Here is a 13,480-nt window from a genome sequence, read left to right as displayed (position 1 = left end):
CAACCGGATTCCGGTGTCCGGGCGCCGGACTCGTGTTGCGGGCGGCGCGTCCAGGCCCTATGGTCCGGCCATGGACCGCTCCGATAAAGCCAAGAAATCCGATTCCGCCACCAATGGCGGTGAACGCATCGCCAAGCGACTGGCGCGCGCCGGGCTCTGCTCGCGCCGCGACGCCGAACGCTGGATCGCCGAGGGCCGCGTCGCGGTCAACAGCCGCGTGCTCGACAGTCCTGCCTGCGTGGTGCATCCCGGCGATGTCGTCCAGGTCGACGGCAAGGTCATTCCGGAGCCGGAACCCGCCCGCCTGTGGCGCTACCACAAGCCGTCGGGGCTGGTCACCACCGCCCGCGACGAGAAGGGACGCGAGACCGTCTTCGACCGGCTGCCGGCCGACCTGCCGCGCGTGGTCTCCATCGGCCGTCTCGACCTGACGACCGAAGGCCTGCTTCTGCTGACCAACGATGGCGAACTGGCCCGTTTCCTGGAACTGCCGGCCACCGGCTGGACCCGCCGCTATCGCGTGCGCGTCTTCGGCGAGGTGGACGAGAGGCAGCTGGCCGCGCTTGAGAAGGGCCCGACCATCGAAGGCGTGAAGTACGGCCCGATCGAGGCCGTGCTTGACCGCGTCCAGGGCCGCAACGCCTGGCTGACGGTCAGCCTGAAGGAAGGTAAGAACCGCGAGATCCGCAAGGTGATGGAGTCGCTCGGGCTCCAGGTGAACCGGCTGATCCGCGTCGCCTACGGTCCCTTCCAGCTCGGCAAGCTGGAGGAGGGCGCCGTCGAGGAGGTGCCGAAGCGCGTCGTCCGCGAACAGATCGCACCCTTCTTCGGCACCCCCGAAGGGGCGGAGCCCTCCGAGTCCGGCACCAAGCAGCGCGCCAAGGCGAGAGCCGACGCGGCGGGGAAGGCCGCTCCGGCGAAGACGGCGGCCGGCGCACGCACGGCCGGGAAGGCCGATCCGAAGACGGATGCCAAGGCTGCGCCGAAGCGCGCGCCGCGCTCCGCCACCAAGCGGCACGAGGCCGAAGCCGCCCGCACCGAAGAGGCCAAGCCGGCCAGGCGCGGGACCTCGCCGCGCGGCACGCTGTCGCTGGGTGGGACGGCGGCCAAAGCCGGCCGTCCCGGCAAGCCCGAAGGCCGCGACGCCGCCAAGCCTGCCGGTGCGGGCGGTCCGCGGGTGCCGAAGTCCGGCGGGTTCAAGGCCGGTGGCACGAAGTCGGACGGCCCGCGTTTCGAGGGCGCCCGTTCCGAGAGCGCCCGTTCCGAGAGCGCAAGGTCCCGGGATGCGAAGCCCAGGGACTCGAAGCCCCGGGACGACAAGCCGAGGGATGCCAAGTTTGCCGGTCCGAAACAGGCTGGCTCCAGATCCGCGGGTCCGAAGGGCGCCGGTCCGGCGCCAAAGGGTGGACCGAAGGCCGGCGGCGCCGGCGACAGGTCGGGCGGCGGTGCCGGCGGACGGACGGAGCGCCCGCGTGCGGATCGTCGGCGGTAAGCACCGCGGCCGCAGTCTGGTGGCGCCGGGCGGGCGTGACACCCGCCCCACCACCGACCGCACCCGGCAAGCCATCTTCAACATCCTGGCCCATGCCGACTGGGCGCCCGAGTTCGAGGGCGCCGCGGTCGTCGATGCCTTTTGCGGAACCGGTGCGCTGGGGCTGGAGGCCCTGTCGCGCGGGGCCGCCTGGTGCGGTTTCCTCGACATGGGCCGGCCGGCGCTGGACGCCGTGCGCGCCAATGTCGATGCCCTGCGCGAGACCGACAATGCATGGATCCTGCGCGCCGACGCAACCAAGCCGCCGCCGGCCCCGCGGTCCTGCATGCTGGCCTTCCTCGATCCGCCCTATGGCCAGGATCTGGCGCCGCGTGCGCTGGACGGGTTGTTGAAGGCCGGCTGGCTGGCCGACGGCGCTCTTGCCGTGGTCGAGGTGGCCGACCGTGATCCCCTGCCTCTGTCCGACGCCTTCATCGCCGTCGATGAGCGCCGCTACGGCGATACCCGCGTCGCTTTCCTGACGGTCCGCCGCGCGGCCTGACCTCCGCCAGGGCGGCTTTTTCTTTTCCCGCCCGGCTGCCCGCCTCGCCTTCCCCAAGCCTGAGTTTCATTTTTCGCGCCCGCGGCCGATGGCCGGGTCGGGCGAACGCCGCGCAATCCAAGGCGGTTCCCGGTGTTTTTCCATCATACGGAAAGCCCGAATGGACTGTTGAGTTCCAAAACAATCCGAGTAAAAGATTATGTGTCGCCGATGCGGTTCCTCTATGGAAACGGCGGCATCTATCTATCTCCTAAGACTGCACACCCTCGTTCGAGGGGGCCGTGCAGGTACCGGCACGGCTTCTTTTTACAGGATGTGCGTCGCACTGAGTGATCGGACACAAGAACCGATGTGGACCGGACATTCTGAGCGGCACAAGGCGTAAGTTTTACTTGGACAGTACGTGTGCATACGGCGTCGGACCGTTCGTCCGGGTCTTTCTGTCCCCGGTTTTGGCATACCAGATTACATATCTGGCATGCCAAAACCGGGACAATCGAACTCCGAGCGATTGTCGGCATCCGCGCCGAGTTCCGGAATGGAACCGTCAGCAAGAGCGGTCCGTCCGGGTCATTCCGCAATCGTGATTGGTGTGCCGGTCCCCGGGAGAGGGGCCGTACCACCGGCTCAGGCAAGATCATTGGGAGGCACGATGGCTCATATGAATTCACAACCGGCGGCGGCAAAGGCGCCGGTATCCGATACAGTCCGCTGGATGCAGATCGTCGTCGGCATCGTTTGCATGGTGGCTGCGGCCAACATCCAGTACGCCTGGACGCTGTTCGTCCCGGAAATCCAGGCGACCCACGGCTGGACGCGCGCTTCGATCCAGACCGCCTTCACCATCTTCGTCGTCGTGCAGACCTGGCTGACGCCGATCGAGGGCTACTTCATCGACAAGTACGGCCCCCGCGTGATCGTCGGCGCCGGCGGCTTCTTCACCGGCCTGTCCTGGGTCATCGACAGCTATGCCGGCTCGCTCAGCATGTTGTATGTCGGCTCGGCCATCGGCGGCATCGGCGTCGGCTGCGTCTATGCGACCTGCGTCAACAACGCGCTGAAGTGGTTCCCGGAAAAGCGCGGTCTGGCGGTCGGCCTGACGGCGGGCGGCTATGGCGCCGGCTCTGCTCTCACCATCCTGCCGATTTCCGCGATGATCCACAGCAGCGGCTATCAGACCACCTTCTTCTGGTTCGGCCTGCTGCAGGGCGCGATCATCATCGCCGCCGCCTTCTTCCTGCGCATGCCGCAGAAGGAGCACGTCAAGGCCTCCACCAAGGTCGCCCAGACCCGCCGCGACTACACGCTGGGCGAAGCCATCCGCACCCCGGTGTTCTGGGTGATGTGGGCGATGTTCATCGGCACCGTCACCGGCGGCCTGATGGCTGTGGCCCAGCTGGGCGTCATCGCCCACGATCTGGGCGTGAAGGAAGCGCCGGTCAGTGTCCTCGGCATCACCATGGCGGCTCTGCCCTTCGCCCTGATGCTGGACCGCGTGATGAACGGCATCTCCCGTCCGCTGTTCGGCTTCATCTCGGATCACATCGGCCGTGAGGCGACCATGTTCGTCGCCTTCACCCTGGAAGGCCTGGGCATCATCATGCTCAGCAAGTTCGGCCACGACCCGATGATGTTCCTGATCCTCAGCGGCATGGTCTTCCTGGCCTGGGGTGAAGTGTACAGCCTGTTCAGCGCCACCTCGGCCGACACCTTCGGCACCAAGCATGCCGGCAAGATCTACGGCGTCCTCTACTGCGCCAAGGGTGTCGCCGCCCTGCTGGTCCCGCTGGGCAACCTGCTGATGGAAGCCACCGGCACCTGGGCGACCGTGCTGTACGTCACCGCCACCATGGACCTCACCGCCGCGGCCTGTGCGCTGCTGGTCCTCAAGCCGATGTTGGCCCGCCACCATGCCCGCAACGAAGAACTGGCACGTCGGGAGGAGCAGAGCGCAGCCGCCCGCACGGTCCCGGTCGGGGCGGCAGCGGGTACCGCCAACGGCTGAAGGGCCGAAGGCCAGGAGCACAAGCGTAAGGGATCGGCCTGAGGGGTCGACTTAGGAGAAGAAAAAGACAGGCGACGGGCCGGGGACGCGACGAGCGATCCCGGCCCGTCCGTCATTCAAGCCAGAAGGGACGATCCTCGCCCTTTTCGGTCCCGGGCTTCTTCTGGGGCGTTTGCTGGAAGCGGTCGGAGGTGAACAGGATGGTCTCCTCCTCGGTCTCCTCCTTCTCCGGCTCGATCACGGTGAAGCCGCCCCAGCCGCTGGCAGCCATGTAGACGGCGTGGCCGATCATGCCGGTCAGCGCGAGGAACAGAAGGGCCTGGGTCTCGATCATGGCGGGGCATCCTTATCGTAAGGGAGGGGCTAGGGGAGGGCCAAGGTAGGGGGGTTCGACAAGGGACAACAGCGCATGACGCCGAAAAGCATCGGTCGCGGACGATGGCGTCCAACGGCCAAGCCAGGGCCATGCTGTAACGCAACATAAGCAAACTGGCATACCTTCGCAAAAAGTTTTGCATACCAGATACCGGATGCCTGACCTGCAACTTTGCCGCAGTGCTACCGCCCCAAATGGTCAGTCCCTTCCGCAACATTGCCCCGCAACCAAAGTGGCCTTGCCGCTGTTGCCCGCCTGTCGATCCCGGATCGGGACGGCGATCGCCACCGGCACGAGGCGGGACGGAACGGCCATGATCGGGGACCTCTGGTACAAGAATGCGGTGATCTACAATCTGTCGCTGTCGACCTTCATGGACGCCAGCGGCGACGGCATCGGCGATTTCCAGGGGCTGCTGCGCCGGCTGGACTATCTGCACGGGCTGGGCGTGACCTGCATTTGGCTGGGGCCGTTCCAGACCTCGCCGATGAAGGACGACGGCTATGACGTCGCCGACTACTACACGGTTGATCCGCGATACGGCACGCTGGGCGACTTCGTGGAGTTCACCCATGCCTGCGAGCAGCGCGGCATCCGGGTGATCATCGATCTGGTGATCAACCATACCTCCGACGAGCATCCCTGGTTCAAGGCGGCCCGCAGCGATCCGAACAGCAAGTATCGCGACTGGTATGTCTGGTCGGACAAGAAGCCGGCGAATGCCGACACCGGCATGGTCTTTCCCGGCGTGCAGAAATCGACCTGGACCTATGACCGCGAGGCGAAGGCCTGGTACTTCCACCGCTTCTACAAATTCCAGCCCGACCTGAACACCGCCAACCCGGAGGTGCATACCGAGCTGCTGAAGATCATGGGTTTCTGGATCCAACTGGGCGTCGCCGGATTCCGCATGGACGCCGTACCCTTCATCATCGCGGAGAAGGGGGCGGACGTGACCAAGCCGCGGGAACAGTTCGGCATGCTGCGCAGCTTCCGTGAATTCGTGCAGTGGCGCCGCGGCGATGCCGTTCTGCTGGCGGAGGCGAACATCCTGCCGGAGGACGACCTGGAGTATTTCGGCGCCGACGGTGACCGCTGCCACATGGTGTTCAATTTCCAGGTCAACCAGAACCTGTTCTATGCGCTGGCCACCGCCGACACCGCGCCGCTGGTGAAGGCTCTGAAGGTGACGAAGCCGCGCCCGGCCACCGCCCAATGGGGCTGCTTCCTGCGCAACCATGACGAACTGGATCTCGGCCGCCTGACCGAGGAGCAGCGTCAGGCCGTTTTCACCGCCTTCGGGCCTGACAAATGCATGCAGCTCTACGACCGCGGCATCCGGCGGCGGCTGGCGCCGATGCTGCACGACGACCGGCGGCGGATCGAGCTGGCCTACAGCCTGATGTTCACCCTGCCGGGGACGCCGGTCATCCGCTATGGCGACGAGATCGGCATGGGCGACGACCTGTCGCTGCCGGAACGCAACTGCGCGCGCACGCCGATGCAATGGTCGGACGAACCGCATGGCGGCTTCACCAAGTCGGATGAACCGGAAATCCCGGTGATCACCGGCGGCGTCTTCGGCTATGAGCGGGTCAACGCCGCGGTGCAGCGCCGCGACCCCGAATCGATGCTGAACTGGACCGAACGCATCATCCGCATGCGCAAGGAATGCCCCGAGATCGGGTGGGGCGACTTTCAAATCCTGAAGACCGGCCGGCCGGAGGTGCTGGCGCTGCGCTATGACTGGCGCAACAACGGGGTGGTGGTCCTGCACAACCTGTCGGACAAGCCCTGCGAGATCGTGCTGGACGTTGAGGGCCACGGCGAGACCTGCCGGCTGGTCAACCTGTTGTCGGAGGACCACAGCGAGCCCGACGGCGAGGGCCGCCACCATCTGGTGCTGGAGGCCTACGGCTATCGCTGGTTCCGTGTCGGCGGGCTGGACTACCTGCTGCGGCGGACGGAGGCGGAGGAAAAGCCGGACAAACCGGTTTAAGCGACGTCCAGCCGGGCCGGGGCGTCGCTCTCGTCCCGGTCATAGGCGGCGCGCGATTCCAGCACCTGGGCGATGTGGGTCTCGGCCCACACCCGCAGCGGCACCAGCGTTTCGGCCAGCGTGGCCCCCAGCGGGGTGATGGCGTATTCGACGGTGACCGGCACGGTGGCGAACACCTTGCGGCTGACCAGCCCGTCACGCTCCAGGCTTTTCAGGGTCTGCGACAGCATCTTCTGCGAGATGCCCTCGATCTCCCGGCGCAGCTGGTTGAAGCGCATCGGTCCGCCTTCCAGCAATCCCAGGATCAGCACCGTCCATTTGTCGGCGATGCGGTCGAGCGCCTGCCGCGTCGGGCAGCCGGAGGCATAGGCGTTGCCATCCTGATCGGTTGCGCAGTGATGCATGGGTCATCCCCCGACGGAAAGCCGCCCGCGGTTACGCGCAGGTGACCATGTAACGAAAAGGTGCCTTCTTTACACCAGATTTCCAAAGCGGCATCAAGTCACCATTGGAAACCTAGTGAGAGGACACCCGCCATGAACGTCGCCATCATCGGCGCTGCCGGCCGCGCAGGCAGCCGCATCCAGGCCGAACTGCTCCGCCGCGGCCACACCGTCACTGCCATCGTCCGCGATCCGTCCAAGGTCGCCGCCGCCCCCGGCCTGACGGTGAAGACCGGCGACGCCAACGACGCCGAGACGCTGGCCCCGCTGCTGGCCGGCCATGACGCGGTGGTCAGCGCCGTGATGTTCCTGATGGGCGACGCCGACAGCCTGATCGGCGCGGTGAAGGCGTCGGGCGCGCCGCGCTATCTGGTGGTCGGCGGCGCCGGCAGCCTGGAGGTAGCGCCGGGCGTGCGCGTGCTCGACCTGCCGGAATTCCCCGAGGCCTACCGCGCCGAAGCCACCAAGGGCGCCGAGTTCCTCGACCGCCTGAAGGCCGAGTCCGACCTCAATTGGACCTTCCTGTCGCCGTCGGCCGAGTTCGTTCTGGGCGAGCGGACCGGCAAGTTCCGGGTGGGTGACGACGCGCTGCTGGCGGACGCGAGCGGCCGCAGCTGGATTTCCTACGAGGACTTCGCCGTGGCGCTGGTCGACGAGATCGAGACGCCGAAGCACGAGCGCAAGCGGTTCACGGTGGGGTACTGAGGGGAGGCGTCAGAGGCGGAGCGACAGCAGGGGCGCCAGTTTGGCAAGCACCTGCTGGAGCTCGACCTCAAAAACTTGGTAATTGATAGGTGATTCTGAGTATTTAAAAGCTTAGCTTTCCTCTTGAGCTTCTTCTTCTTTTTGCTGATTTAGCATTCCATCTGCGGATGGCACCAGTGATGCGATATGATTGCTTAAAACGGCCCTTCTGCTTCTTTTAAACATTTCAATATTGTTTTCGAGGAGAGAATCCAAGCATTGTTCATCCATTAAATGTGTACGCAAGATTTCGAGCAACCCTTCTCTACCGTGCACTGTTTCAAGTGCGCCAAAGTATTTAGACGGGTGTTGATTTGACTTTTCTGAATTAGAAGTGATGAGGGTCCGGTTTAGAATCGAATTGTCGTTGAATCCTGCCCGAGGAAAGATGTGATCGTCTTGAAGTTTAGTTAGGTCGTGAGTGGCCTGCTTTCCGCTTTTGAAGTCAGATGCGCCATATAGCAAAATCTGGCACAGGATACCTCTGTATGTAGCGCTAGATTTAGATGTCACGAATAGGTCTACTGATTGATGGTTGAACTTTCTGATGAACTCCGGAGCGGGTGATCTCTCCGACAGCCAGTCTCGCATGCGTGTGCAATCACTGAATGTTGTAGAATTTACTGCTTCATTGTATCGATTACCAAAAACGGAAGCCCAGTACCATTCCGACACTTTTGCATAGTCAGGAGCTGTTCCTCTCGTGCCATTCTCTAGGTGCCAAAGAATAACGGCTAGAGGGATTATAATGGTTTTGAATGGTGCAAACCTCTTGAAGTCAGCTGCTCCAAACCCTCCTGATGTCGACGTAATCATCCGATAAGCTTGATCAAGGCACTCGCAAGCGTCTTTCCAATCTTCTGAAAATGTGTCTGAACTGAGGTGAAGTATGTTTGATTTTGTTATCTCTTTTCCTTGCATAAGGCATATAGTTCTCAGAATGAATTCTGATGGTATGCCAACATCGTCCTGCGCAAATAAATATGACTCTTGAGACGCCTCAACCAAATCTCGTAACTTAATATCCTTTCTGATCAGGCGAGCTGTTAATAGGTCCGTAATATTCAGCGGCATGCCAGTTCTATTAATTCTTTCAAATATTTCAACTACCTTATCTATCGGTGTGCCACGCTTAAGCTCGACCATCTGAATTTTAAATTGATTAAAATTATTTACAATATTGAAGATCTCAGTGAATTTTTCAGCCCATTTGCTTTTGTTAACGCGCGCCATTAGTGTTGATGCGTCGGGGAACTCTCTAAAATGTATGTAGTCCTCGCCAGAATAACGTGCTGCATCACGTTTGTTCGTGACTGCATACCCGATAACAGCATCGTCCCATTTTTTCAGAAGCGCATTCGGAATGTGTAGAACAAAACGATAGGGGCTTTTTCTCCCAAACAAAGGAAGATCTGGTTCATAGAGCGCGTAGAAAATAGCGGAGCATCTTTGCTGACCGTCAAGTAACAGTTTTACTATTGATCGTGCCTCTACGGTAGGAAACCTACTCTCAACCCCATATATCAACCGAATAGCAAAATCTGTTGTCTCAACTAAATCATCCATGTAGAGCATGGTTCCAACGTAATAATCAGCTAAAGCTGATATCAGCAAATCCTTGATGTCTTCTACTTTCCAAACAAAATCTCTTTGGAAGTCTGGAAGGACAACGCGCCCATTAACTACGTCTTCCATTAAGCTAGAAATCGAAGGGCTTTGGATATCCAATTTCATCTCCTTAGGAAATTTTTGTAATACTGCTTATGCTCAGTCGTGCTTGACTTGTGCTTCATCAACTAATGAAGGCGCTGCCTTCACTATAGCTCTGTGATCGACAGGCCGCTATGCGAAAGGGCTATGAGAAGTGCAGCTTTTCTTCCTTTTAAGTAAAACCAAAAATAATTGTTCGGTATGATTTCCGTCTTTCGTCATTAATCATGAAAATGCAACAATGTGCGGTGAGTTTTCAGGTGTTGTGCAATAGAAGTTACCAAATATATATTTATATATCGCTATTTTTCATTTTCTGATTTCTACCTCCGCCCAAACAGCCTCTCAATATCCGCCAGCTTCAACTCCACATAGGTCGGCCGCCCGTGGTTGCACTGCCCGCTGTGCGGGGTCGCTTCCATCTGGCGCAGCAGGGCGTTCATCTCGTCCACGCTCAGAGTGCGGCCGGCGCGGACGCTGCCGTGGCAGGCCATGGTCGCGCAGACCTCCTCCAACCGCTCCTTCAGCGACAAGGCGTCGCCCAGTTCGGACAGTTCCTCGGCAAGGTCGCGGATCAGGTTCTTTACGTCGGACTGGCCGAGAAGGGCCGGAACCTCGCGCACCATCACGCAGCCATGGCCGAAGCCCTCGATCACCAGACCGAGTTCGGCCAGCTCGGCGCTGCGGGCCAGCAGGCGGTTGGCGGAGGGCTCGTCCAGCTCGATCAGTTCGGGGATCAGCAGGGCCTGACGCTTCACGCCGCCTTCCAGCAGGGCGGCCTTCATCCGTTCATAGACCAGCCGCTCATGGGCGGCGTGCTGGTCGACGATGACGATGCCCTCGCGGGTCTGCGCCACGATGTAGGTGGTGTGGACCTGCGCCCGCGCCGCGCCCAACGGATGGCTGTCGGGGGGAGGCTCCGGCTTGTGGGCGCGGTATTCCGGCGGGCGGGCCGAGGGGGCGAAGCCGTTGCCGAAGCCGCTGAGACGGCCCTGCAGCGGCGGCAGCCCCGTCTGGGTCGGCGCCTGGAAGGCGGCGGAACGCTCCGCCAGTCCGCGCGGCACGGTGGCCGGCGTGTAGGAGCCGCCCCAGCTGTTGCCCGAACCGCCGCCGGAGCGGCCGTAGGGCAGGGGGGAGGGGGTGAAGCCGCTGTCGGTCTCGCCGGACTGCTCGGGCCTCAGGGCGCCCAGCGTAGCGAGGCCGACGGTGGTGGAGGCGCGGTGGCCGGCCTCGGCCAGCGCGTGCTTCAGCGATCCGACGATCAGGCCGCGCACCAGACCCTGGTCGCGGAAGCGCACCTCGGCCTTGGCCGGGTGGACGTTCACGTCGACCTCCTGCGGGTCGATGTCCAGGAACAGCGCCAGCATCGGGTGGCGGTCGCGCGGCAGGAAATCGGCATAGGCGGCGCGCACCGCGCCGACCATCAGCTTGTCGCGCACCGGGCGGCCGTTGACGAACAGGTGCTGGTGCTTGGCGGTTGGGCGGTGCAGGGTCGGCAGGCCGATCCAGCCGGCCAGCGTCACGCCCTCGCGCGCCGCCGTCACTGGAACGGCGTTCTCCTGGAAATCGCGGCCCATCAGCGCGCCCAGCCGGGTCAGCCGGGCGTCGAGCAGGTCGCCCTGCGCCGCGCTCAGCCGCAATCCGCCGCGTCCGCCGTCGCTGAGCGTGAAGGCGACGCCGGGATGGGCCATCGCCAAACGTTCCAGGCAATCGGCGATGTGGTCGTATTCGGTGCGCGAGGCCTTGAGGAACTTCAGCCGGGCCGGTACGGCGGCGAACAGGTCGCGCACCTCGATCCTCGTGCCCTGGGCCAGCGCCGCCGGCTGCGGCGACCCCTTGGCGCCGGCATCGACCGTCAGGCTCCAGGCGCTGTCGGCGCCGCGGGCGCGGCTGGTGATGGTCAGGCAGCTGACGGCGCCGATGGAGGGCAGCGCCTCCCCCCGGAAGCCGAGGGAGCGGATGTCGAGCAGATCGTCGCCCGGCAGCTTGGAGGTGGCATGGCGTTCGACCGCCAGCACCAGCTCGTCCGCGGTCATGCCGCAGCCGTCGTCGGTGACGGCGATCAGCGACTTGCCGCCGTCGCGCGCGACCACGTCGATGCGGGTCGCGCCGGCGTCGATGGCGTTCTCCACCAGCTCCTTCACGGCGGCGGCGGGACGTTCGACCACCTCGCCGGCGGCGATGCGGTTGACGAGCGTTTCAGGGAGGAGACGGATCGGCATGCCCATAGATATAGTGGCAGCCGGCGCCCGGCACCACCATCTTCGGGCATATTCGCGCGCTTACAGGCCCTTCAGGGCCTTCATGTACTCGATCAGCTTGCGTTCGTAGAAGGGCTGGGGCGACTGGAAGCGGGCGACGAGGCCGGCCTCCTCCGTCAGCTTCACCACCATGCCGATGCAGGAAACATCCACCGGATCGCCGCCAAGGTCGAATTGCAGGCGGAAATCGAACTTCTGCTTGGCGATCAGGTCGCCGTCATAGGGGCGGATGCGAAAGGAGCCGAGGACGAATTCCTCCGGCACATACTCGTGGTGGTCGATGACGATGGTCGGCGGAGCGGACGGGCGCTCCTTCTGCGGCCCGGCGCTGGGTTTCGCGTCGCCGGTCGCCTTGTTGCCCCCGGAAAAGATCGACAGCCAAGACATGAAGAGCGATGTCCCCTCGTTCCGGAAGCCTGAAACCACGCCGACATATTTCCACAGTTTCGGGGGCATATCCTTTAGTAACGGTTAATGACCCAGGCATCGGTTACGGCGGCGTAACTTTGCCGCCGTCAAAACGACCATACCGCATATGGAACGCGGGAACGGTAGGGGGGCGTCCTGCCGCGACGTTCGCCCCCGGCCGATCGGCGGACCGTCAGATCCGGCCCAGCATGCGGCGGCGGTCGGCGTCGTCGGCCGGCACGATTTCGGTCCCGACCGGCCAGAGCGCCAGCAGGGCCAGCTTCAGATGCGCCCAGGCGAAGGGCAGGCCGATGATGGTGATGGCGAGACCCACCGCGGCGATCAGATGGCCGGCGGCCAGCCACCAACCGGCCAGCACGAACCACACCACGTTGCCGATGAAGCCCAGGGCGCCGGTGCCCATGTCTTCGCGTCCGCGGAACTCATCCCGGCGTACGGCGGTTTGTCCAAAGGGAAGCAAGGTGTACTGGGCGATGGTCAGGGCGGACCGGGCCCAGGGCAGGCCGATGATGGACAGGGCCATCAGGACCGCGGCCAGAAGCCAGCCGAGCGCCATCCAGATGCCGCCCGTGATCAACCACAGCGCATTGAGGAGAAGACTGAGCAGAGGCATGACACGAACCCTCCCTTTCGCCGCAGATGTGGGGACGGTCCCGGCCGTGGACCAGAGGGGCGGCTTTCGATTGCGAAACCAGCCGCAACGATGGGGCACCCCGTCCGGCGACGCGAAAGAGGGGGAGGTTCATGCAATCCATGCCTTGAACCGGATCCGCAGGGTCCACAGATCCGGTAGAGGCATCATGACGACGCGTCCGGACGGGTCCTCCGCCGACAGCACCGCCGGCGGGCCGCCCGTTTTCCGGACCATACGGATCGGAGGCCGCATGAACGAGGCTTTGAACACCGACCCCGGCGCCGATGCGCCGAACATGCCGCGCGAGGGCGAATCGCTGTCGCCGGTGGTCGCCGCCATCCTCGGCACCGCCGTCGCGGCGGCAACCAAGCGCGGCAGCGGCGGCGACGTCGTCCGCGGGCTGATCGCCGGCCTGCGCGTCCTGCGCGCCACCGTCGAGGAAGAGGCCGGGTACACCATGGCCGCCGCGGTCGACAACGCCATCCGCACCCGCCTGCTGGCCGACAACCTGTCGCGCCTGCGCGTCAGCGGGGAAAAGCCGACGGCCATCCCGCTGCCCGATCCCGGGCCGGGCACCAGCGCCGCCGCCGCCATCTTCGAAAGCGCGGCCGAGTCCTGCCTGACCGTCAACGCCCACGCCGAGGACAACGGGCCGCTGGAGCATGCCGTCTTCGCCTTCACCGCGCAGTTGCTGCAACAGCTGGGCGGGGCGCCGGAATGGCGGAGCCTGGCGGGCGAACTGCGCCGCCCGATGGCGGTGGCGCCGGACGGCGAGGAGATGGAGGTGACGCTGCATTGAGCAGCGTTCGACAGCACCGGCCAAAAAAGCAGCACCGGCAAGTAATG

Annotated in this window: 12 protein-coding genes; 6 read left to right on the top strand and 6 right to left on the bottom strand. The window is 63.6% G+C overall.

From position 1 onward, the window contains the following. The first annotated feature begins 70 nt into the window (after window positions 1–70). The 3 genes from FZ983_RS35165 to oxlT all read left to right on the top strand — a co-directional run bounded on the left by FZ983_RS35165 (window position 71) and on the right by oxlT (window position 4,038). Window positions 71–1,492: a pseudouridine synthase gene (locus FZ983_RS35165; RefSeq protein WP_149222009.1), complete on the top strand. Its 1,422-nt coding sequence runs from the start codon at window positions 71–73 to the stop codon at window positions 1,490–1,492. Then, window positions 1,473–2,033, top strand: coding sequence for a 16S rRNA (guanine(966)-N(2))-methyltransferase RsmD (gene rsmD / locus FZ983_RS02375; RefSeq protein WP_149222008.1), 561 nt, complete (start codon window positions 1,473–1,475; stop codon window positions 2,031–2,033). Before FZ983_RS35165 ends, rsmD begins: the two co-directional genes overlap by 20 nt. Window positions 2,034–2,694: 661 nt before the next feature. Continuing rightward, window positions 2,695–4,038, top strand: coding sequence for an oxalate/formate MFS antiporter (oxlT, locus tag FZ983_RS02370; protein WP_149222007.1), 1,344 nt, complete (start codon window positions 2,695–2,697; stop codon window positions 4,036–4,038). Between the two features lie 112 nt (window positions 4,039–4,150). Here oxlT and FZ983_RS02365 read toward each other — a convergent pair whose 3' ends face one another. Further along, complete coding sequence (locus tag FZ983_RS02365; RefSeq protein WP_149222006.1) at window positions 4,151–4,372, bottom strand: hypothetical protein; 222 nt, start codon at window positions 4,370–4,372, stop codon at window positions 4,151–4,153. Between the two features lie 355 nt (window positions 4,373–4,727). On the opposite strand from FZ983_RS02365, the gene FZ983_RS02360 reads away from it, so the two are divergent. Continuing rightward, on the top strand, window positions 4,728–6,413 hold the full coding sequence (locus FZ983_RS02360) for an alpha-amylase family protein (RefSeq protein ID WP_149222005.1): 1,686 nt from the start codon (window positions 4,728–4,730) through the stop codon (window positions 6,411–6,413). Here the strand turns inward: FZ983_RS02360 and FZ983_RS02355 are convergent. Continuing rightward, on the bottom strand, window positions 6,410–6,817 hold the full coding sequence (locus FZ983_RS02355; RefSeq protein WP_149222004.1) for a helix-turn-helix domain-containing protein: 408 nt from the start codon (window positions 6,815–6,817) through the stop codon (window positions 6,410–6,412). The genes FZ983_RS02360 and FZ983_RS02355 overlap by 4 nt on opposite strands. A gap of 132 nt (window positions 6,818–6,949) precedes the next feature. On the opposite strand from FZ983_RS02355, the gene FZ983_RS02350 reads away from it, so the two are divergent. Continuing rightward, a complete protein-coding gene (locus tag FZ983_RS02350; RefSeq protein WP_149222003.1) occupies window positions 6,950–7,561 on the top strand; it encodes an NAD(P)-dependent oxidoreductase in 612 nt (203 codons plus the stop codon). Window positions 7,562–7,672: 111 nt separating this feature from the next. On the opposite strand, the gene FZ983_RS02345 is transcribed toward FZ983_RS02350, so the two are convergent. From FZ983_RS02345 to FZ983_RS02330, 4 genes are all read right to left on the bottom strand, one after another. Further along, window positions 7,673–9,328, bottom strand: a complete 1,656-nt coding sequence (locus FZ983_RS02345; protein WP_188092229.1) for a DUF262 domain-containing protein — start codon at window positions 9,326–9,328, stop codon at window positions 7,673–7,675. 305 nt (window positions 9,329–9,633) lie between these two features. Next, on the bottom strand, window positions 9,634–11,532 hold the full coding sequence (mutL, locus tag FZ983_RS02340) for a DNA mismatch repair endonuclease MutL (RefSeq protein ID WP_149222001.1): 1,899 nt from the start codon (window positions 11,530–11,532) through the stop codon (window positions 9,634–9,636). A 60-nt stretch (window positions 11,533–11,592) separates the two neighbouring features. After that, window positions 11,593–11,958 (bottom strand): hypothetical protein, encoded by a 366-nt coding sequence (locus FZ983_RS02335; RefSeq protein ID WP_149222000.1) that lies wholly within the window; start codon window positions 11,956–11,958, stop codon window positions 11,593–11,595. 214 nt (window positions 11,959–12,172) lie between these two features. Beyond that, window positions 12,173–12,613, bottom strand: coding sequence for a YccF domain-containing protein (locus tag FZ983_RS02330; protein ID WP_149221999.1), 441 nt, complete (start codon window positions 12,611–12,613; stop codon window positions 12,173–12,175). 187 nt (window positions 12,614–12,800) lie between these two features. On the opposite strand from FZ983_RS02330, the gene FZ983_RS02325 reads away from it, so the two are divergent. Continuing rightward, window positions 12,801–13,433 (top strand): hypothetical protein, encoded by a 633-nt coding sequence (locus tag FZ983_RS02325; protein ID WP_247883536.1) that lies wholly within the window; start codon window positions 12,801–12,803, stop codon window positions 13,431–13,433. Window positions 13,434–13,480 lie beyond the last annotated feature (47 nt).

Source organism: Azospirillum sp. B21, from assembly GCF_008364825.1.
Taxonomy (GTDB): Bacteria; Pseudomonadota; Alphaproteobacteria; order Azospirillales; family Azospirillaceae; genus Azospirillum.
Note: the sequence above shows the minus strand (reverse complement) of the source record. Positions and strands in the feature narration are given on the sequence as shown.

Excerpts from the sequence above, each read along its gene's own strand:
- FZ983_RS35165 (WP_149222009.1), top strand. The coding sequence starts at position 71 with ATGGACCGCTCCGATAAAGCCAAGAAATCCGATTCCGCCACCAATGGC.
- oxlT (WP_149222007.1), top strand. The coding sequence starts at position 2,695 with ATGAATTCACAACCGGCGGCGGCAAAGGCGCCGGTATCCGATACAGTC.
- FZ983_RS02365 (WP_149222006.1), bottom strand. The coding sequence starts at position 4,372 with ATGATCGAGACCCAGGCCCTTCTGTTCCTCGCGCTGACCGGCATGATC.
- FZ983_RS02360 (WP_149222005.1), top strand. The coding sequence starts at position 4,728 with ATGATCGGGGACCTCTGGTACAAGAATGCGGTGATCTACAATCTGTCG.
- FZ983_RS02355 (WP_149222004.1), bottom strand. The coding sequence starts at position 6,817 with ATGCATCACTGCGCAACCGATCAGGATGGCAACGCCTATGCCTCCGGC.
- FZ983_RS02350 (WP_149222003.1), top strand. The coding sequence starts at position 6,950 with ATGAACGTCGCCATCATCGGCGCTGCCGGCCGCGCAGGCAGCCGCATC.
- mutL (WP_149222001.1), bottom strand. The coding sequence starts at position 11,532 with ATGCCGATCCGTCTCCTCCCTGAAACGCTCGTCAACCGCATCGCCGCC.
- FZ983_RS02335 (WP_149222000.1), bottom strand. The coding sequence starts at position 11,958 with ATGTCTTGGCTGTCGATCTTTTCCGGGGGCAACAAGGCGACCGGCGAC.
- FZ983_RS02330 (WP_149221999.1), bottom strand. The coding sequence starts at position 12,613 with ATGCCTCTGCTCAGTCTTCTCCTCAATGCGCTGTGGTTGATCACGGGC.
- FZ983_RS02325 (WP_247883536.1), top strand. The coding sequence starts at position 12,801 with ATGACGACGCGTCCGGACGGGTCCTCCGCCGACAGCACCGCCGGCGGG.